General features: G+C 53.4%; 29 protein-coding genes. 11 read left to right on the top strand and 18 right to left on the bottom strand.

Annotated features, from left to right (window positions below; all coding sequences use genetic code 11):
- Positions 1–49: 49 nt before the first annotated feature.
- From COO92_RS21550 to COO92_RS21475, 18 genes are all read right to left on the bottom strand, one after another.
- The gene (locus tag COO92_RS21550) at positions 50–1,096 is read right to left on the bottom strand and encodes a tyrosine-type recombinase/integrase (RefSeq protein ID WP_165792426.1); all 1,047 of its coding nucleotides are present in this window, start codon (positions 1,094–1,096) and stop codon (positions 50–52) included.
- A gap of 244 nt (positions 1,097–1,340) precedes the next feature.
- Positions 1,341–1,565 (bottom strand): hypothetical protein, encoded by a 225-nt coding sequence (locus COO92_RS21545; protein ID WP_101304993.1) that lies wholly within the window; start codon positions 1,563–1,565, stop codon positions 1,341–1,343.
- A complete protein-coding gene (locus tag COO92_RS21540) occupies positions 1,566–1,868 on the bottom strand; it encodes a hypothetical protein (RefSeq protein ID WP_101304992.1) in 303 nt (100 codons plus the stop codon).
- 196 nt (positions 1,869–2,064) lie between these two features.
- On the bottom strand, positions 2,065–2,502 hold the full coding sequence (locus COO92_RS21535; protein ID WP_101304991.1) for a DUF2591 family protein: 438 nt from the start codon (positions 2,500–2,502) through the stop codon (positions 2,065–2,067).
- The gene (locus COO92_RS22365; protein WP_276307578.1) at positions 2,496–2,630 is read right to left on the bottom strand and encodes a hypothetical protein; all 135 of its coding nucleotides are present in this window, start codon (positions 2,628–2,630) and stop codon (positions 2,496–2,498) included. The genes COO92_RS21535 and COO92_RS22365 overlap by 7 nt, the downstream gene beginning before the upstream one ends.
- Entirely contained in the window at positions 2,627–2,902 is a 276-nt protein-coding gene (locus COO92_RS21530; RefSeq protein ID WP_101304990.1) for a hypothetical protein, read from the bottom strand. Before COO92_RS21530 ends, COO92_RS22365 begins: the two co-directional genes overlap by 4 nt.
- Positions 2,899–3,369, bottom strand: coding sequence for a recombination protein NinB (locus tag COO92_RS21525; RefSeq protein ID WP_101304989.1), 471 nt, complete (start codon positions 3,367–3,369; stop codon positions 2,899–2,901). The genes COO92_RS21530 and COO92_RS21525 overlap by 4 nt, the downstream gene beginning before the upstream one ends.
- Complete coding sequence (locus COO92_RS21520; RefSeq protein ID WP_101304988.1) at positions 3,366–3,674, bottom strand: nuclease domain-containing protein; 309 nt, start codon at positions 3,672–3,674, stop codon at positions 3,366–3,368. Before COO92_RS21520 ends, COO92_RS21525 begins: the two co-directional genes overlap by 4 nt.
- Positions 3,671–4,360 carry an ERF family protein gene (locus tag COO92_RS21515; protein WP_165792425.1) on the bottom strand — a complete coding sequence of 230 codons (690 nt, stop codon included), beginning with the start codon at positions 4,358–4,360 and terminating at the stop codon, positions 3,671–3,673. The genes COO92_RS21520 and COO92_RS21515 overlap by 4 nt, the downstream gene beginning before the upstream one ends.
- Positions 4,357–5,070, bottom strand: coding sequence for a hypothetical protein (locus COO92_RS21510; protein WP_101304986.1), 714 nt, complete (start codon positions 5,068–5,070; stop codon positions 4,357–4,359). The genes COO92_RS21515 and COO92_RS21510 overlap by 4 nt, the downstream gene beginning before the upstream one ends.
- Positions 5,024–5,179 carry a hypothetical protein gene (locus COO92_RS22160; protein WP_165792424.1) on the bottom strand — a complete coding sequence of 52 codons (156 nt, stop codon included), beginning with the start codon at positions 5,177–5,179 and terminating at the stop codon, positions 5,024–5,026. The genes COO92_RS21510 and COO92_RS22160 overlap by 47 nt, the downstream gene beginning before the upstream one ends.
- Positions 5,176–5,511 (bottom strand): hypothetical protein, encoded by a 336-nt coding sequence (locus COO92_RS21505; protein ID WP_133125111.1) that lies wholly within the window; start codon positions 5,509–5,511, stop codon positions 5,176–5,178. Before COO92_RS21505 ends, COO92_RS22160 begins: the two co-directional genes overlap by 4 nt.
- Entirely contained in the window at positions 5,501–5,719 is a 219-nt protein-coding gene (locus tag COO92_RS21500) for a hypothetical protein (protein ID WP_101304984.1), read from the bottom strand. The genes COO92_RS21505 and COO92_RS21500 overlap by 11 nt, the downstream gene beginning before the upstream one ends.
- Entirely contained in the window at positions 5,716–5,985 is a 270-nt protein-coding gene (locus tag COO92_RS21495; protein ID WP_101304983.1) for a hypothetical protein, read from the bottom strand. Before COO92_RS21495 ends, COO92_RS21500 begins: the two co-directional genes overlap by 4 nt.
- Positions 5,982–6,185 (bottom strand): hypothetical protein, encoded by a 204-nt coding sequence (locus COO92_RS21490; RefSeq protein WP_101304982.1) that lies wholly within the window; start codon positions 6,183–6,185, stop codon positions 5,982–5,984. Before COO92_RS21490 ends, COO92_RS21495 begins: the two co-directional genes overlap by 4 nt.
- Positions 6,186–6,249: 64 nt before the next feature.
- Positions 6,250–6,537, bottom strand: coding sequence for a hypothetical protein (locus tag COO92_RS21485; RefSeq protein WP_101304981.1), 288 nt, complete (start codon positions 6,535–6,537; stop codon positions 6,250–6,252).
- A complete protein-coding gene (locus COO92_RS21480; RefSeq protein ID WP_101304980.1) occupies positions 6,534–6,842 on the bottom strand; it encodes a hypothetical protein in 309 nt (102 codons plus the stop codon). The genes COO92_RS21485 and COO92_RS21480 overlap by 4 nt, the downstream gene beginning before the upstream one ends.
- Positions 6,843–7,024: 182 nt before the next feature.
- Complete coding sequence (locus COO92_RS21475) at positions 7,025–7,759, bottom strand: XRE family transcriptional regulator (RefSeq protein WP_101304979.1); 735 nt, start codon at positions 7,757–7,759, stop codon at positions 7,025–7,027.
- A 57-nt stretch (positions 7,760–7,816) separates the two neighbouring features.
- Here COO92_RS21475 and COO92_RS21470 point away from each other — a divergent pair, with 57 nt between their 5' ends.
- The 11 genes from COO92_RS21470 (at position 7,817) to COO92_RS21410 (ending at position 14,474) form a co-directional block, all read left to right on the top strand.
- On the top strand, positions 7,817–8,059 hold the full coding sequence (locus COO92_RS21470; protein WP_101304978.1) for a hypothetical protein: 243 nt from the start codon (positions 7,817–7,819) through the stop codon (positions 8,057–8,059).
- Between the two features lie 243 nt (positions 8,060–8,302).
- Positions 8,303–8,815: a hypothetical protein gene (locus COO92_RS21465; RefSeq protein WP_101304977.1), complete on the top strand. Its 513-nt coding sequence runs from the start codon at positions 8,303–8,305 to the stop codon at positions 8,813–8,815.
- Positions 8,816–9,164: 349 nt separating this feature from the next.
- On the top strand, positions 9,165–9,440 hold the full coding sequence (locus COO92_RS21460; RefSeq protein ID WP_101304976.1) for a hypothetical protein: 276 nt from the start codon (positions 9,165–9,167) through the stop codon (positions 9,438–9,440).
- A complete protein-coding gene (locus COO92_RS21455; protein WP_101304975.1) occupies positions 9,437–9,682 on the top strand; it encodes a DUF2312 domain-containing protein in 246 nt (81 codons plus the stop codon). The genes COO92_RS21460 and COO92_RS21455 overlap by 4 nt, the downstream gene beginning before the upstream one ends.
- Before the next feature lie 2 nt (positions 9,683–9,684).
- On the top strand, positions 9,685–10,149 hold the full coding sequence (locus tag COO92_RS21450) for a crossover junction endodeoxyribonuclease RuvC (protein WP_206186456.1): 465 nt from the start codon (positions 9,685–9,687) through the stop codon (positions 10,147–10,149).
- 600 nt (positions 10,150–10,749) lie between these two features.
- On the top strand, positions 10,750–11,229 hold the full coding sequence (locus COO92_RS21435) for a hypothetical protein (protein WP_133125110.1): 480 nt from the start codon (positions 10,750–10,752) through the stop codon (positions 11,227–11,229).
- On the top strand, positions 11,226–12,011 hold the full coding sequence (locus COO92_RS21430; RefSeq protein ID WP_133125109.1) for a DNA-methyltransferase: 786 nt from the start codon (positions 11,226–11,228) through the stop codon (positions 12,009–12,011). Before COO92_RS21435 ends, COO92_RS21430 begins: the two co-directional genes overlap by 4 nt.
- A complete protein-coding gene (locus COO92_RS21425) occupies positions 12,008–12,748 on the top strand; it encodes a helix-turn-helix domain-containing protein (RefSeq protein ID WP_101304970.1) in 741 nt (246 codons plus the stop codon). The genes COO92_RS21430 and COO92_RS21425 overlap by 4 nt, the downstream gene beginning before the upstream one ends.
- Positions 12,633–13,256 carry a hypothetical protein gene (locus tag COO92_RS21420; RefSeq protein ID WP_133125108.1) on the top strand — a complete coding sequence of 208 codons (624 nt, stop codon included), beginning with the start codon at positions 12,633–12,635 and terminating at the stop codon, positions 13,254–13,256. Before COO92_RS21425 ends, COO92_RS21420 begins: the two co-directional genes overlap by 116 nt.
- Entirely contained in the window at positions 13,253–14,044 is a 792-nt protein-coding gene (locus COO92_RS21415; RefSeq protein WP_101304968.1) for a DNA cytosine methyltransferase, read from the top strand. Before COO92_RS21420 ends, COO92_RS21415 begins: the two co-directional genes overlap by 4 nt.
- 10 nt (positions 14,045–14,054) lie before the next feature.
- Positions 14,055–14,474 carry a hypothetical protein gene (locus COO92_RS21410; RefSeq protein ID WP_133125107.1) on the top strand — a complete coding sequence of 140 codons (420 nt, stop codon included), beginning with the start codon at positions 14,055–14,057 and terminating at the stop codon, positions 14,472–14,474.
- Positions 14,475–14,523: the final 49 nt, after the last annotated feature.

The following is a 14,523-nucleotide window of genomic DNA, read 5'->3' as shown; positions in this document are numbered from 1 at the left end:
AAACAATATCAGTTGGTTGTCATATGTTCCCTGTTTGTATCAAAATAAGTTAGTCACTGCCTCGTGAAAGGTTAGTCACTTTGCCGCCTTGATCGGCTCTGTTTATTTTGTCGATAGCCATTCTCGCGTTTCTGCGCTGCCGGGTATATTTCTGCACCATCGCTACTGTATCATGGCCGACAATATCCGCGATCTCCTCCCATGTTAGGCCAAGTTCTTTGAGGCGCGTTGCCGCTGCATAACGCCCGCCGTGTGACGTGAAATCGTCCGGCAACCCAGCAGCCCGATATGCTTTACGCATAAACTTCGAAAATGCAGTTGCGTCCATCTGCATGCCCATAGGTGACGGCACAAGGTTCATGCTGTTGGTGTTCGGCAACCATGCATCTAGCGAATCTTTCAAGCGGTTCGCTACTGGAATATCCAATCTCTTTCCTGTCTTGCTTTGGACTACAGAAACAATATTCGCCCGGATATGGTTGCGGGTCATGGTTCGAACGTCACCTGATCTTTGCCCGGTATTTAAAAGCAACTCAAACGCTGCACGTTCTTTCCCGCCCAACTCCCAGCAAGCACGAAATTGGTCAATTTCGTATTCTTCCCACGGCCTGTGACCATCGCCCTCTTTCAGCCGTTTGAACCGGGATGCAGGGTTGACCGTCACGTACTCCATGTCGATAGCAAACTGCATCAACAGGCGAAGCGTGGTCAGCAGATTGTTTGTGTCTCGTGGCGTGTCTGCCCCGGCATTACGGATGCTCAGAACCAGACGGCGGCTGATAGATGTGACATGCTTAGGCCCACAAATCTTGCCTATCTTGTCCAAAAATCGTTGATATTCCTTCTTAGTACGGGGTCTTAATTGCTTGAAGCTCGGGCTGCTTTTGTATTGCGTTATAAGATCGTGGACCGATCCTTTGATGGAACCCTGAGTGCTGGTTTCAAAGCTCCGGTGGATATCTCGATAGTTTTGGAGCCATTCATCGGACCCAAAAGAACCCTTTATCCGCACTTTCTGTCCATCCCTGCGATAGTAAGCATAAACCTTACCCTTGCTGGTGTATGAATTCACGTAGGGAAGTTCGACTAAGACCATCGCAAATATCATCCACGCTATGCGATTCCTCACTAAGGGCCGTTGTTAGGCCGGATCGCCGGTTAAGATATGCTTCTATAGCAACGCTATCCCACCCGAAGTCTGGGTCTTTTTTAGGGAATCCGTCAAGCTTGGCTATTTTTCGATGCATCGTGTTTGGTGTACATCCAAGGTGACGCGCAAGCTGCCAATCAGTCCAGTAACGAGGATCAGGGACGAATTCTGGAAGTTTTCTTGCGACCATTCAGCCCTCCACCTCCATAAGTCCCCAATCTTTGTCGAGAACCGCATTTTCACCATTGATGAAACATTCGCATGGATCGCCGGTGTAGAAAGCTGCCAGCGCAGAAACAACATTCTTCACATCATCGGGATCTTGGCATGCAAATCTGATTTCAAGCGGCTTTTCAAATTCTTCGAACGAATTAACAAAGCGCACATCGTAAGTGGTAGAAACTGCCTTGCTCATTCAACCCTCCACCTCTAGGCCAAAAGCTTCGGCTACTGCCATGACCGTTGTGATCTGACCTTCCAGAGCCGAGACTGTGCATTCTGGGTTGTTTGTCAGCGGCGCATCTGGCGGGATGCTGAAAAGTTCGCAAATTGCCCGCGCCGCATTCTCCACGTCCGCCTTGGAGAGTTTTCCAGACCCAAACGACGAAATGAAATAGTCACCGCCAAAAGAATAAACGCCTCCTATTTCAGTTTCGGTGCATCCCGCTGCATCTGTGTTTGTGTCGATCAACGGCACAACTGCTCTACGTTGGGTCATCTTGATACCTCGCAATAACCATGTCCTTCACAACCAAATTCTTGGCACCCAATGTTAAGACAAACTTTACGCTTGCCCGACCCACCGCATTTAATGCACCAAGGGTTGAGATTTTCCTCATACGCCTTGTTCTTCGGAATGCCCGCTCCTTTGCATCCGACGCATTCAATAACGTCACCGTGCTTCTTTTTCGCACTCATACCGCCACCCCGCACAGTTCGTCGGGGATTTCGATTTCGTCGTTGCCGTTCTCAGTCATGCAAACGGCATGGCAAATCGCGATCTTGGCATCTTTGTTTGGTTGCGCTTCAACTGTGTAGTCGTCATCTTCACCAGTGTATTCGCACGAAACCACAAACTTGCCTTCGGCATAGTGGCGCAAGTCACGGATCGTAAGTCGGAACTCGTCAACCAGTATTCCTGTGTGCGCCCAATTTCCTGATGGATTAAACTCTTTGTCACCTATTGGGCCTGATTTGGCAGATATACTCCACATGCCCGGAAACGAATGGTGGCCCTCCCAAAAGTAACCGCCTTTGCGTTTGTCCCATGCAGACCACGGGCTTCCCCACAGCAGGAAGGCGCAAGCCCAATTCAGCGCCCGGCCTTCAAGTTCTGATACTTTCATCAGCATTGATCGCCCTCCTGGCTGCAAATCGCACAGCGGCAGTCAACTTCGCCGTTCTTGTTTTGGGTAATGATCCAGCTTGAATGAAACAGGTGACAGAACAACGCTTTCAACCAATTGATTGCATCAGTCATGATTGACCTCCTTCGAGCGTGAATGCCTGACCGTCATTGCAGATCACGACGAAATTGCCGCCTTGCTTGTAGTAATCCTTTTCGCGCAAGAACTTGGCGATATCGTCATTGGTGAGTTCGCCATCAAACATCCCGGCAGGGGGCAGCCCGAACCAGTCAACCAATGTGAATGAGCAGGGCTTGCCACCACCAAAGCAGTAACCTTCTGGTAGTTCGTCTGGTAGGCGGAATACGTGATAAAGCCGTGGATCACGGCGGGGCCAAATAGTCATGCTGCTTGCTCCCGATAAGGCATGACAAAGCCATGCTCATTGCGAATAAAGGCCTGTATGTCGTTCAGGTATTCGGTCATCTGCTTGACGTTCAGCCAAGTTGTGCTGATGTGATCCAGCAGCATGTCGAAGGCGACACGGGCCTGTGATTCCATCCCGGCGCGTTTGATCTCGTCGATTGCGCCGATGGTCTTGCAAACTTCCTCGTGGCCGCTTGCCAGCAAGATCGGCAACAGACAGCGGTGCTTGCACATGGTATGAAGTTCGTCCTTTGTGTGCCCGGTTTCCTCGGATACCAGCGTGAGGAATTCCCACATAAAGGCGTTTTGCTCTGCTGATCGGTTGCGACGGTATGGCTTGATCTCCATAACCATCGGCTCGGCATCACTAAGCGCGACACCGGATAGCAGGCCAGCGGCGTATGCCTTGTTTTGTTGGGTGCGCAGGATTACGGATTGCTTGGTCATGCCTTCGCTCCTTTCACCTCGACAAGCCCCTCACGGACCATCGACATAAGCGTTTCACCATGTGCGCGGAGAATGTCCGCGTCTTCGCATTCACCCTTTGCCCGACCGTCCATCACGTCATGACAGCTTGAGCATGCATAGAGGGCCAACAGGTCGTGCGGCTTCTGCGCTATCCCGGCCCAACCGAACTTGCGGATATGCGCGAGAACGGTCGTTTCGTTGTTGCCGTTGCAGCATTGCAGTCGCAGTGCGCAGGGCTTGCCTCGGGCGGAATTGCGGATCTTCTGGTTTGCTCGTTGGGTCATGCAGCCTGACCGCTAAACGGATGGTCTGCCGGTGCCTGCGCAAGCTGATTACGCCGCTTGCTGATGGCCTGCTGCAACATCTGATGAAGCTGAGTGTCTTCTTTCTGAAGTTCATCAAGCCACTGTTTTTGGTAGGCCTCCAAGTCGTTGACGTGCTGCACAGTGTTCATTTGGTTCAGCCGATACTGGAAGCCTTCCGCCCATTGCTGCGGGTTTTCAGCTTTGATCGACATATCTGGAGCCGCAGGTTGTTGCTTTGGTTTTTTCGCCTTTGCTGTGTCGTTCTGTGGGGGCTTCATATCGGCGTTGGCATCATCATCAGTCTGTGCAATCCCGGTCATAGACGACCCGGAATATCTGCGTAGGTAAGTGATGACAGAACCAATACCTTGCGCGTCATTCTTGTTTGGAACGCAGCTAATGTCAGACTTGATCCACTGCCCGCTTTTGTGGAGCAACATTGTCTCGACGACGATTGATCCGCCTTCGCCATCTCCGGGCGCTTGAATCAGAGAAATATCGTGCTTTGCAAGAATAGGGCGCGCAACGTCAAGGACCGCTGCCAAGCTGGCATAGTCCGATTTGAAGTGCGGATTTTTCTTGTCTTTGGCAACGTTCTCGATCTCGGCCTGTGCCGCACATAGAGCAACAGACAGTTCGACGATATTATCAGAATAGGTGATCATGCTACGCTCCGTTCTTCCGTAATTTCGACACCCGGAATTGAGTGGTTCTTGCGGTTCACTTCCTGCTGAACCAGCTTTTCGATGGTTTCGCTGAAGCATCCGGGTCGGTTCTGCCAGAGCCACCCAGCGGCGGCTTTGTAATCTGTCACTGTGGCAACGTGTTTGGTGCGCATTGACACTGCACGACCGACTGAGCCTTTACTGTTGGCGTTGGCCTTCGCTGCTGCATTCGCTTGCTGCTCAAGCCGCTTAGCTTCCTTGACCCGCTGTTCGGCAAGCTCGGCATCTTCGAGGGTTTCGCGCTGCTGTATTGCCTCTTGGGCTTTGCGGGCTTCTTCCTCTGCCAGCTTGCGCAGACGTTCCGCTTCGGCGCGTTGCTCGGCTTCCTTCTTGGTCTGCCATTTCAGCAAGACGCTTTTCAGAATTCCGGCAGCACGGTCGAGGCTTTCTTTGATCGGCTTGTGCGTCTCATCAACCGCCTTGGCTGCGTCCATGTGTGGTTGTTTTTCGGCCTTTCGGTTGCCTTCAACCTTCTTGGTGTGGTCGCGGATCATATTGATCAGGTCGCTTACTGCACCGGCTTGCTCGTCGTCGGCGATTTCGGTTCCGTCCGCCCAATTATTGGCCTCGGCGTACAGGTCGCCTGCAACCTGTTCAAGTTCATCAATGGCGCTGGGCGGGTTGTTGTGGCCGGTCATGTCCTTGTTCATCAACTTTCTCCATTTTGTGGACTTCAACAGTTCCCCATCCGGGGATGTGAGCGATTTCGCCTGTTTTGACGATTTGCCATGGACCGTCCTGCTTGCTTTCTTCGGTCATTTCATTTGTTCCTTGGCTTTGGTTAGTGCGTCGCGGGATTGAAGCCATATCTTGGCGCTATCTGGTCCGTTCATGCGGTCTGACATCATCAACTCCAACGCCTCAACCAGTTCGCTGATAAAGGCGGCTTGGGTTTCGAGTAGGTCGGCGCCTTCAACGCATGCCTGGCGCGACACCTTGACCATGATCCCATCAAAGTCCATTTGCTCGCCGTTGCGCAGCGCGTTCAACATGTCTTTGTTAACTTCACTCATGACTGAATAACCTTCCAATGCGCCCAGCGTTTCCGCCAAGGTCGGGTGATACGGTGGAGTAGGGACATCATGCTGCACCTTCCGCGATAACCCGCTCCGAACTGATATGGCAGGCCGTTCGTTCAAGCTGGACCGTCAACGGGTGCTTGATCCGGTTGGTGTAAATGTCGTTGCTGATGGCGTTTACTGTCGCCATGCGCTTTGCCGGGTCGTCAGTGGTCAGAAGGTCTTTTGAACGCTGCCACACGACACGGGCTTCGATTGCGAGACGGGACTGGCAGATCATGGCTTTACCTCATCAAAGAACGGGATCATCTCAACGATCTCAGGCGCGAAATACCCGACCACGACAAACGCGCAAATCAGCAGGCTTGCGGGCACGAAATAGCGGCGAAAATCGGCATAACGGCGCGGCTCTTGAACCTCTTTCGGGTCTATCGGCCCGCATTTCCAGCCAAGCTCACGCAGCTTTTCGACATCGAAACCAATGTCACCAAGGCTGGCGGCTTCACGATATTTGCGACAGGCTTGTTCGGGATTTGTGCGGGTCATGATTTGACCTCCAGCGCTCTAATCAAGTCATCAACCGCTTTGCATGTGTATTCAGCGGCTTTGGAATGATCGCCCTCGTATAGCGTAATCATCGAAGGCATGATTTTGCCCGCAAACCAGTATCGCAGCGGCATTCCGGGCCAGCTTGTTTCACCGCCTACGTCATGCTGCGGGAAGGCTGGTTCTGTTGCTTCACTCATAACTTCGTTCCTTCTGCTGAAACTCATGACTGCATCGGAAGCCCGGTGCAGCGGTGAATGTCAGTTAAGCCGACGCCGCCCCAATGAAATGCGGGCTGGCGATGCACATGAGGGTGTGGCGGTTATCGGCGTCCGCGTTCTCAACACGGATCAGGTGCGGAATAAGTGAGCCGTAAAGGCTGTCATTCAGACCGTCGAGCATGTACTCGGTGTCGTCCCAATCGGCTCCGAGCTCGACAGCAGCGTCGTAGGTCTGCATCAGCAGCCGGTCGGCGATTTCGTTGATCTTGTCGAGGTACGCGCCGGTACGGTCGAGTTCGCGTTCTGCGTATCCGGGGAATATGTTGGTCATGACGCACCGCCTTCGGCTTTGGCGATGGCTGCTTTAAGTGCGCGACCAACTTCGAGCGACAAACAGCTCTCGTTGTCGATGCTGGCAACGTCGTCGAAGACTGCCTTGCATACATCAAGAAGATCAGGCGCGGCAGCGATCAGGTGGGCATTTGCCTCGTCACGCTCATTCCCCGCCTCAATATGGATGTTCGCCACAACGAACTGACGCGAGCCATTCGTTATAATATTCCAGTTGGGTTCGACGCTTGGGGTGTCGGCATAAAAAACCCAAGGCCCCGGTGTATGTTTGGATACTTCTGTCATGACTGCCCTCACCATGTTGCGCCGAAGCGCGTTTCGTCTGTTGATGAGGTATAAGGTAATGTGGTTATTTTACCACGTCAAGCGTAAATGTGGGAAAAATACCATAAATGTGGTTATTGGATTTCAGGCAAAGAAAAACCCGCCACATGGGCGGGGTCTGCCGATAGATATGTGCTTTGGTGTTACTCTGTTATCTGCCCGACAACCCGATACATGTGAATGATGCGGTTTGCGCTGTAGTGTATTTCTTTCTTCGGGTTGAACTGCTCGACGGTTACTTTGTCAGCCGTTCTTTTCACAAGGCGCTTCACATAGGCTTGGTGATCGTCCAGCTCAATCAATACATAGTCGCGTGGCCGGATCGGTTTAATCGGGTTTACATATAGAAGGTCGCCAGCCTCATAACGAGGCTCCATAGAATCCCCGGTCATATAGCATGCAAAGGCGTTCTTGACGCCAACAAGTGCTCCTGGTCGATGTGCCATTCCCTGAATATCCCCATTATCGAGAAAGAACGCGTCTGACCCGCCACGCGCACTCCCTCTTATGGGGAGGTCTCTTGGTCCGGTCACGAAATCGACGCTTGAATGGGGTAGTCTAACGTTCGGTGTCTCCTTAATGCTGCTGTCTGCAAGGGTAGGGGATTGATCCCCCTCGCCATTCATCAACCAGCCGACATCACACTTAAGGACGCGGGCAAGGCGGGATGCGCTGTCTGAGCGCATGCCCTTCTTTTTTCCATACTCGATTTGCTTAATGAACGTCCGATCCAGACCCGCCTTTTCGCTGGCGGCATTGGACGACAAATTCAAGGCATCAAGGCGGGCTTTAATCCGCGTGAATAAAGGATTTTCTTCCATGTGGGGAATATCCCACAAAGCATGTTGTTTTGCATGTGGTATTTTTACCATTGACATTGTGGTTAAGTTCCCACATTCTGAGGTTATCAACTGGACGAATTAAGGATTCCTGTGGTGACTGAAAGCAAAACACTTCGAGAAAAGCTGATTGAAGACGCGGAGGCATTTTGCGCCGAGCAGGGGATTTCTAAATCCCACCTCGCTCGCGTTGTCATGAACCACGGGGGCTTCTTCAAGCGCCTTGAGGAAGGTGGTGATTGTGCCACCGGAGCTTACGAGAAATTCCAATCGGTATTTTCCGATCCGGCAGCGTGGGAAGCCGCAAAAGACGAACGGTTCCCCAAGTCCGCCGCCTAAAGAATTCCCGGCGTTCCGTACCCCTTCGCCGGGCATCCGCTGCCAGTCGGTTAACTGGCGAGGGCCCTGAGAAGAGTCCTACGTCTCCCAGACGTGAATCCTCCCTGACAACTTACCCACGGGGACCGGACCCCTAGTCCCCGTGGGTCTTTTCAGCGGAGCAGGTCCGGGGAGCAACCGGACAAGATGAAGACTACAGCCGAATAAGTCGCCCTTAAATTCCAATAGACCGGAGATTTTGGAATGACCCATTACCGTCGCCCCGGATCGCTTGAAAGCATCCTTTTCAGCCAGATTTGCAAGCGTCCGCCGCTACGTCTTGAGGAATTTACAGGCGTGACCGTCGATCTGTTCAGCAAGAACAGCAACCCGACGACAACCAACCACCTTTGCGCGTTGCATATTCCAAATCTTGACGCCGCACTGGTGGCTGATGGTCGCGACCCTGTGTTTGTCCCGTTCCTGCAAAAGCAGTTCGAGCGGTGCCTTGAGGACCACGGGCTGTCTAAACCGGCTCACGTCGGCGGCGATCTGATCGATGACATTCTCAGCCTGATTAAAGCCGCTGGCGACCTTGCCGATCAGGGCCGCTTCGCTGTCTGCCCGAATGGTGACGGTGGCCGCAAAGTAACCACCCGCGAACGTGATGGCCTGTTGGCCGAAATCTCCGAAATGCGCGCCAAGCTGGATGCATTGGAACGTTCGGTTGAGTGCGCATGTGACCAAACCGTAATTCATATCAACAAAACCGCTTAACCACAGGAGGCCGCCATGACTGACCCTCCGAAAGAAGTAACCCGCCTTCACCGCCAGCAGATGGTGCCGGTCTGGTGAAGCGCAAAGACCAAACTCAAGCACAAGCCCCTTACCCCTCACGGGGTGGGGCATTTTGGGTAGGTGCGGCGGAACAAGCGTGAACCTGTGTAGGCAACTGGCAATCGAAAGGCGTGCCGGTGGGAGGGAAACAGGGGCCTGTCCGCCATAAGGCTGCACAGCACTAAGTGCCACATCCCGAAAGCCGAAGCTGTGTTTTACCGCACCACCCGCCGAGTTTGGCGGAAACGAGCAAACAAAATGAACACCGAAACCGTTGAGGAAAATAGAAATGAGCAAGGACTGTAATGGGGCGGACATCCTCCCCGGTAACAAAGTCAAGCATTGCTGGGGGTCGTGGCCGCGAGGAGAAGATGCGGGCTGGCCCAGCTATCGCGAAAAAATGGAATCAGCAGGGATTCCTGCATCGAAATACCTGTTGGCTGACGGATTTGATGGGACGGCGAAGGTTGTCGCCGTTCACCCCGGAGCGATTGAGGTTGAGCACCCCGGCATGCGTGGACGGATACCGGTCTTTGCCAGCGCGTATTGCGAGGTGACCCAATGACCGAAGTCGGCGGAATTCAGGCAGATCAACTTGCCAGTTATGTCGAGCGCATCGAGCGTCTTGAAGAAGAAAAAAGCAACCTGATGACGGATATCAAGGAAGTTTATGGCGAGGCCAAAGCCCTTGGCTATGACGTAAAAATCCTTCGCGAGATCATCCGCCTGCGCAAAATCGAAGACCACGAGCGCAGCGAACAGGAACAAATCCTTGAGGTCTACAAACGCGCTTTGGGGATGGGCTGATTATGAAAATCCTTTCCCTCGACCTCGGAACAACCACCGGATGGGCTGTTGCTGATGGCACTTTGCCAATCGTCAGCGGGACAATCAATTTTAAGTCCGGACGTTTCGAGGGCGGGGGAATGCGGTTCCTGCGTTTTCGCCAGTGGCTGGCAGAAATTCACCAAATACAGGGTGGGTTCGATGCCCTGTATTTCGAGGAAGTCCGTCGTCACATCGGAACGGATGCCGCGCACGTTTACGGCGGACTGATGGCCCATCTAACTGCGTGGTGTGAAGAACAGAACATTGCTTATCAAGGCGTCCCTGTCGGCACGATCAAGAAGCACGCGACCGGCAAGGGCAACGCCAAGAAAGACGTCATGATCGATGCCGCACGTAAACGCGGCCATTCCCCAAAAGACGACAACGAAGCGGATGCAATCGCCCTGATGTATTGGGCGAAAGAGCAGAACGGAGTTTTGTTATGACCAATAGACAACGCGCATGGGAAACCAGACGGGCCAAATACGGGCAGCGAGGACACAGCGGAACTTATTCACGCTTCAAGTCCGGCACTGGTCAGGTGAAGCGCATGCAGGATGCTCTTATCCAACTCCATAGGGAAGAAGTCCTTTCAGAGGGGCAGGTCGCAAAAATCATTGGGTGTGGCCGCGTCGAGGTGCGCCGACTTGTAGATGGAGTAATCGAATGACTTTAGAGCACCTTGACGAAATAGACGCATTCTCGAAGGCAATGAAGGCACACCGAGCATATGCCGAGTGTTGCAAAAAAGCCCGTGCTGCCAGCGCCAGAAATGACACTCGCCTGATGAGCAAGTGCCGCGCCCGGTGTGAGGAAACACTGCTTGATGAATTGATCGCGACCAATGCGGCAGGCGTTGTCGGTGTCGCCGATCCTGCCTTTGTTCATGCGAAGCGAGGTGTGTGATGGCGAACTGGTTCAAAGATGAAATAGAAGAACTTCGTAAGGTGCATGCAGAAGCAGTCGCGCAAGGCTATGTCGGGCAACCTCTGGCGGATCACATCGGGCCAAAAATCGGCCGATCCCCGGAAAGTGTCAGGCGGGCTATGAAAACATACCTTGGCCTGTGCCTTGGTCGGGCGCAGCGCATCAGTACGAAACCCGGCAAACCAAAGCGCCTAACAGATGAACAGCGCAAGAGCCTTGCCCACATGGTGAACAGTCTTCTGGATGAAGGCCGCGAGCGCGACGATATCCTCCAGTTGGTTGCCAAGAGATTCAACATCAGTCGCAAAGGCGCGATCACTTCGATATCACGCAGCGGAATCAACCTTCCAGTGGTGTGCACTTTCACGCAAAGAGCCAAAAAGAAAGACGCCGCGGCAAACCAACAGGCCGAAAAAGTAAAGTCGATGAGCGTTAACATCGACACCGGCACGCACCCTTATTACATCGCAGCCCGTATTCTCGATGGAATGTCCGGCCAAACCGCATCGGTACGGGATGACGGTGTATGCATCCTGAATGGCTTTCCGTGTCCTTCCATGACGTTTCTGGCCGAGGCCGGAATGAAGTTGCCGCAATGATGCAGTTTCGCACCGAAACAATTGGCGACTGCACGCTGTATCTCGGCAACTGTCTTGAGGTTATGCCGCACATCGACCCGGTTGATCACGTTATGACAGATCCGCCATACGAAGCCATCATGCATCAGGCGAAGGCGAAGGCGAGCCAGCGTAAGCTTCGCACTGATGGCAAGCCAGAGATTCAATCGCTTGATTTCGATGCAATTGACGACATCCGCGACGAAGTGGTTTCGCAGTGTGCTGCTATTTGTTCGGGATGGCTGCTGGCGTTTTGCTCACCAGAAGGTGTCGGTCGGTGGGCGAATACCATCAACGCCAGTGACGCCAAGTACAAGCGTGCCTGTGTATGGATAAAGCCGGACGCTGCGCCACAGATGAACGGGCAAGGCCCGGCCATGGGAGCGGAGAACTTTGTCGTGGCGTGGTGTGGCACAGGTTACGCCAAATGGAATGCAGGCGGAAAGCGTGGGGTTTACACCCACTGCACCAATGCAAAGGACCGCGACCGCCGCCACCCAACTGAAAAGCCGTGGCGTCTTATGGCGGAACTGATCAACGACTTCACCAATCCGGATCAACTCATTCTCGACCCGTTTATGGGCAGCGGCACAACCGGTGTTGCCTGCGTCAAGCAGGGCCGTCGCTTTATCGGTATAGAGAAGAGCGAACGATATTTTGATATCGCCTGCGAGCGGATTTCAGCCGCACAGCGTGAGCCAGACATGTTCCTATCAAGCAAGAAAACACAGGTCGGCCTGTTCGACGCGGAGGCTGCGGAATGAGCATGTCATTAATGACTCTCGCCATGAAAGCAAAGGTCGGCAACCCACTCCGCAAGCTGGTTCTGATCAAACTTGCGGACAATGCAAACGACAGCGGCGAATGCTGGCCTAGTTATCAATATATCGCTGACGATTGCGAGATAGATAAAAGCACTGTTCGTAAGCATATCAAGGCCTTAGAAAAAGACGGGTTCTTGAAAATAGAGAACCGTAAAGGCCCAAAAGGAAACACCTCAAACCTGTATGTTCTCAGCCTACACCCTGTAGGCCGAAACAGCACACCTGTAGGCCCAGAAAGCACACCCCCTGTAGGCCCAGAAAGCACCAGAACCTATCACTCTTCTGAACCAGTCAATGAACCAGATATATGTCAGATCGCCGTGGATGAATACAACACCATGGCAGAAGAGTGTGGTCTCTCGAAAGCACAAGTCATCAGCCCAACGCGAAAGACCAAGCTGAAAGCCCGCCTGAAAGATTGTGGGGGCATTGAAGGCTGGAGTGCTGCTCTGGACAAGATCAGGGGAAGTCCTTTTTTGCTCGGGCACACTGGCGACTGGAAGGCCAGTTTTGATTTTCTCCTGCAACAGAGCAGCTTTATCAAACTCATGGAGGGCGCTTATGACCGCTCTAACGCTAACCAAGACCATGGATATCGCGGACCCGGTGCAAACCAATCAGGCTTTGACGGTCTTCTGGAAGCCGCTGCGGAATATCATTCCCGTCACAACGGTTGATTTCGAGGTCACCGGGTTCAAGTCGGTTGGTCCAGTGGATGGTACTGGACGTGACAGAGCCGTGGCAGAGGTGAAGGCCAGCATGGCGCCAGCAGCCCAACGGGAAATCACCGAGGCCTATGTGTTCCTGCAAGCCAACTGCGTTCTGTCGAAAGACCGGGCATCCGAAAGCAAGGCTTCGAGGGATCTGCGCTACACCGCAATGATCGACGGGCTGTCGGAATACCCGAAAGACCTTGTGCTGCACACGCTGCGGAACTGGCACAAGACATCGATGTGGGTACCAGTAGCCGCCGAGGTGATCCAGAAGATCGAGCGGGAAGCCTCGATGCGGAAGTCACTGCTTGAATGCCTGGAGAATGCGCCATACCGGGGCGAAAAGCGCCGAACAGAAAGCAAAGGCCGGTCATACGCCGATTACACCGACGAGGAAAAGGCAGCGCATGACGCACGGTCTGCGAGGGTTCTGGAAATGCTGCGTTCTACGGGTGAGGGGATGAAGATGTGACCCTGAAAGTCCTCGATCTGTTCAGCGGCATCGGAGGCTTCTCGCTCGGCCTTGAACGCACAGGAGGTTTCGAAACCGTGGCCTTCTGTGAAATCGAAGAATTCCCGCGCAAGGTTTTGCGTAAACACTGGCCGGAGGTGCCGATCTATGAAGATGTCAGAACCCTTACTGCCGATCAACTGGAACGAGATGGAATCAGCATTGAAGTCATCTGCGGAGGGTTCCCGTGTCAAGACTTGTCCGTTGCTGGAAAGCAGGCCGGCATCACAGCAGAGCGAAGCGGGTTATGGTCAGAAATTGCCCGTCTTGTTGGCGAGCTACAACCGCGATACGTCATCGTGGAGAACGTCACAAACCTGCTTAGTGGCCCTAGCGAACAACGAGGCGGATGGTTTGGCCGTGTTCTCGGAGACTTGGCCGCGCTCGGGTATGATGCAGAATGGCACTGCATACCGGCTTCCTACGTTGGTGCCAGGCAGCTTCGGGATCGAGTTTGGATTATGGCCTACCCCGAATGCTACGGCATACAAGGGAGGGCGTACATCACCGAGGCGTGGCAAAGCAAATCCAGAGAGGAACAATTGGCAGGACTGGTGCAGCCTTGTGCTTGGCCAACGGTATCCAGTGCCAGAGACTGCGGAACAGGTCATGGGATACCCAACGGGATACACAGAAATAAATCCATCGGGAACGCTGTCGTGCCGGAAATCCCCGAAATGATAGGCCACGCGATACTCCAAGCCGAGGCCAATAACCCGCACAAACCAACCGTGATATCGGACACGTAAAGGATTTGAGATGAAAAACCCGGAGAATAACCCCATGGACGTGACGGCTGATGCGGCTGCGATCAGTGATTCGTCGATATCGCTTCGTCGGTTGCAGGCGTTCTGTGATGCGTCCGGGTTCGACGATAGCGACGTGATCATGTCGCACAGCATTCGCAGCGAAGACCTTTCGGTCAAAGGAACGGTTGATCTTGTGTTTGGTGACATCCTCACCCTTATTTCGGCGTGTCGGAACATCGAAAAAGACATGATCGAGTTTACGGATTTCCACAACGAATGCGCCGATGAGAACGCACGGCTGCGGGGTGCGCTTGATGGGGCCCTGAAAGAATACGTTCAGCTTGCTGCCTCTGGCGATTGCGGCAACTGGGACCCGGAAGAAGAGCCGCACGTCATCAAGGCCCGCGAAGCCCTGAAAGGCGGTGCGTGATGAACAAACTCAATGAGCGCATTGCTAGATTCGCCGTTTTCGCGTCTCT

Origin of the sequence: Thalassospira lohafexi (assembly GCF_002844275.1) — a bacterium.
Taxonomy (GTDB): Bacteria; Pseudomonadota; Alphaproteobacteria; order Rhodospirillales; family Thalassospiraceae; genus Thalassospira; species Thalassospira lohafexi.
This window is presented reverse-complemented; position numbering and strand designations above follow the sequence as displayed.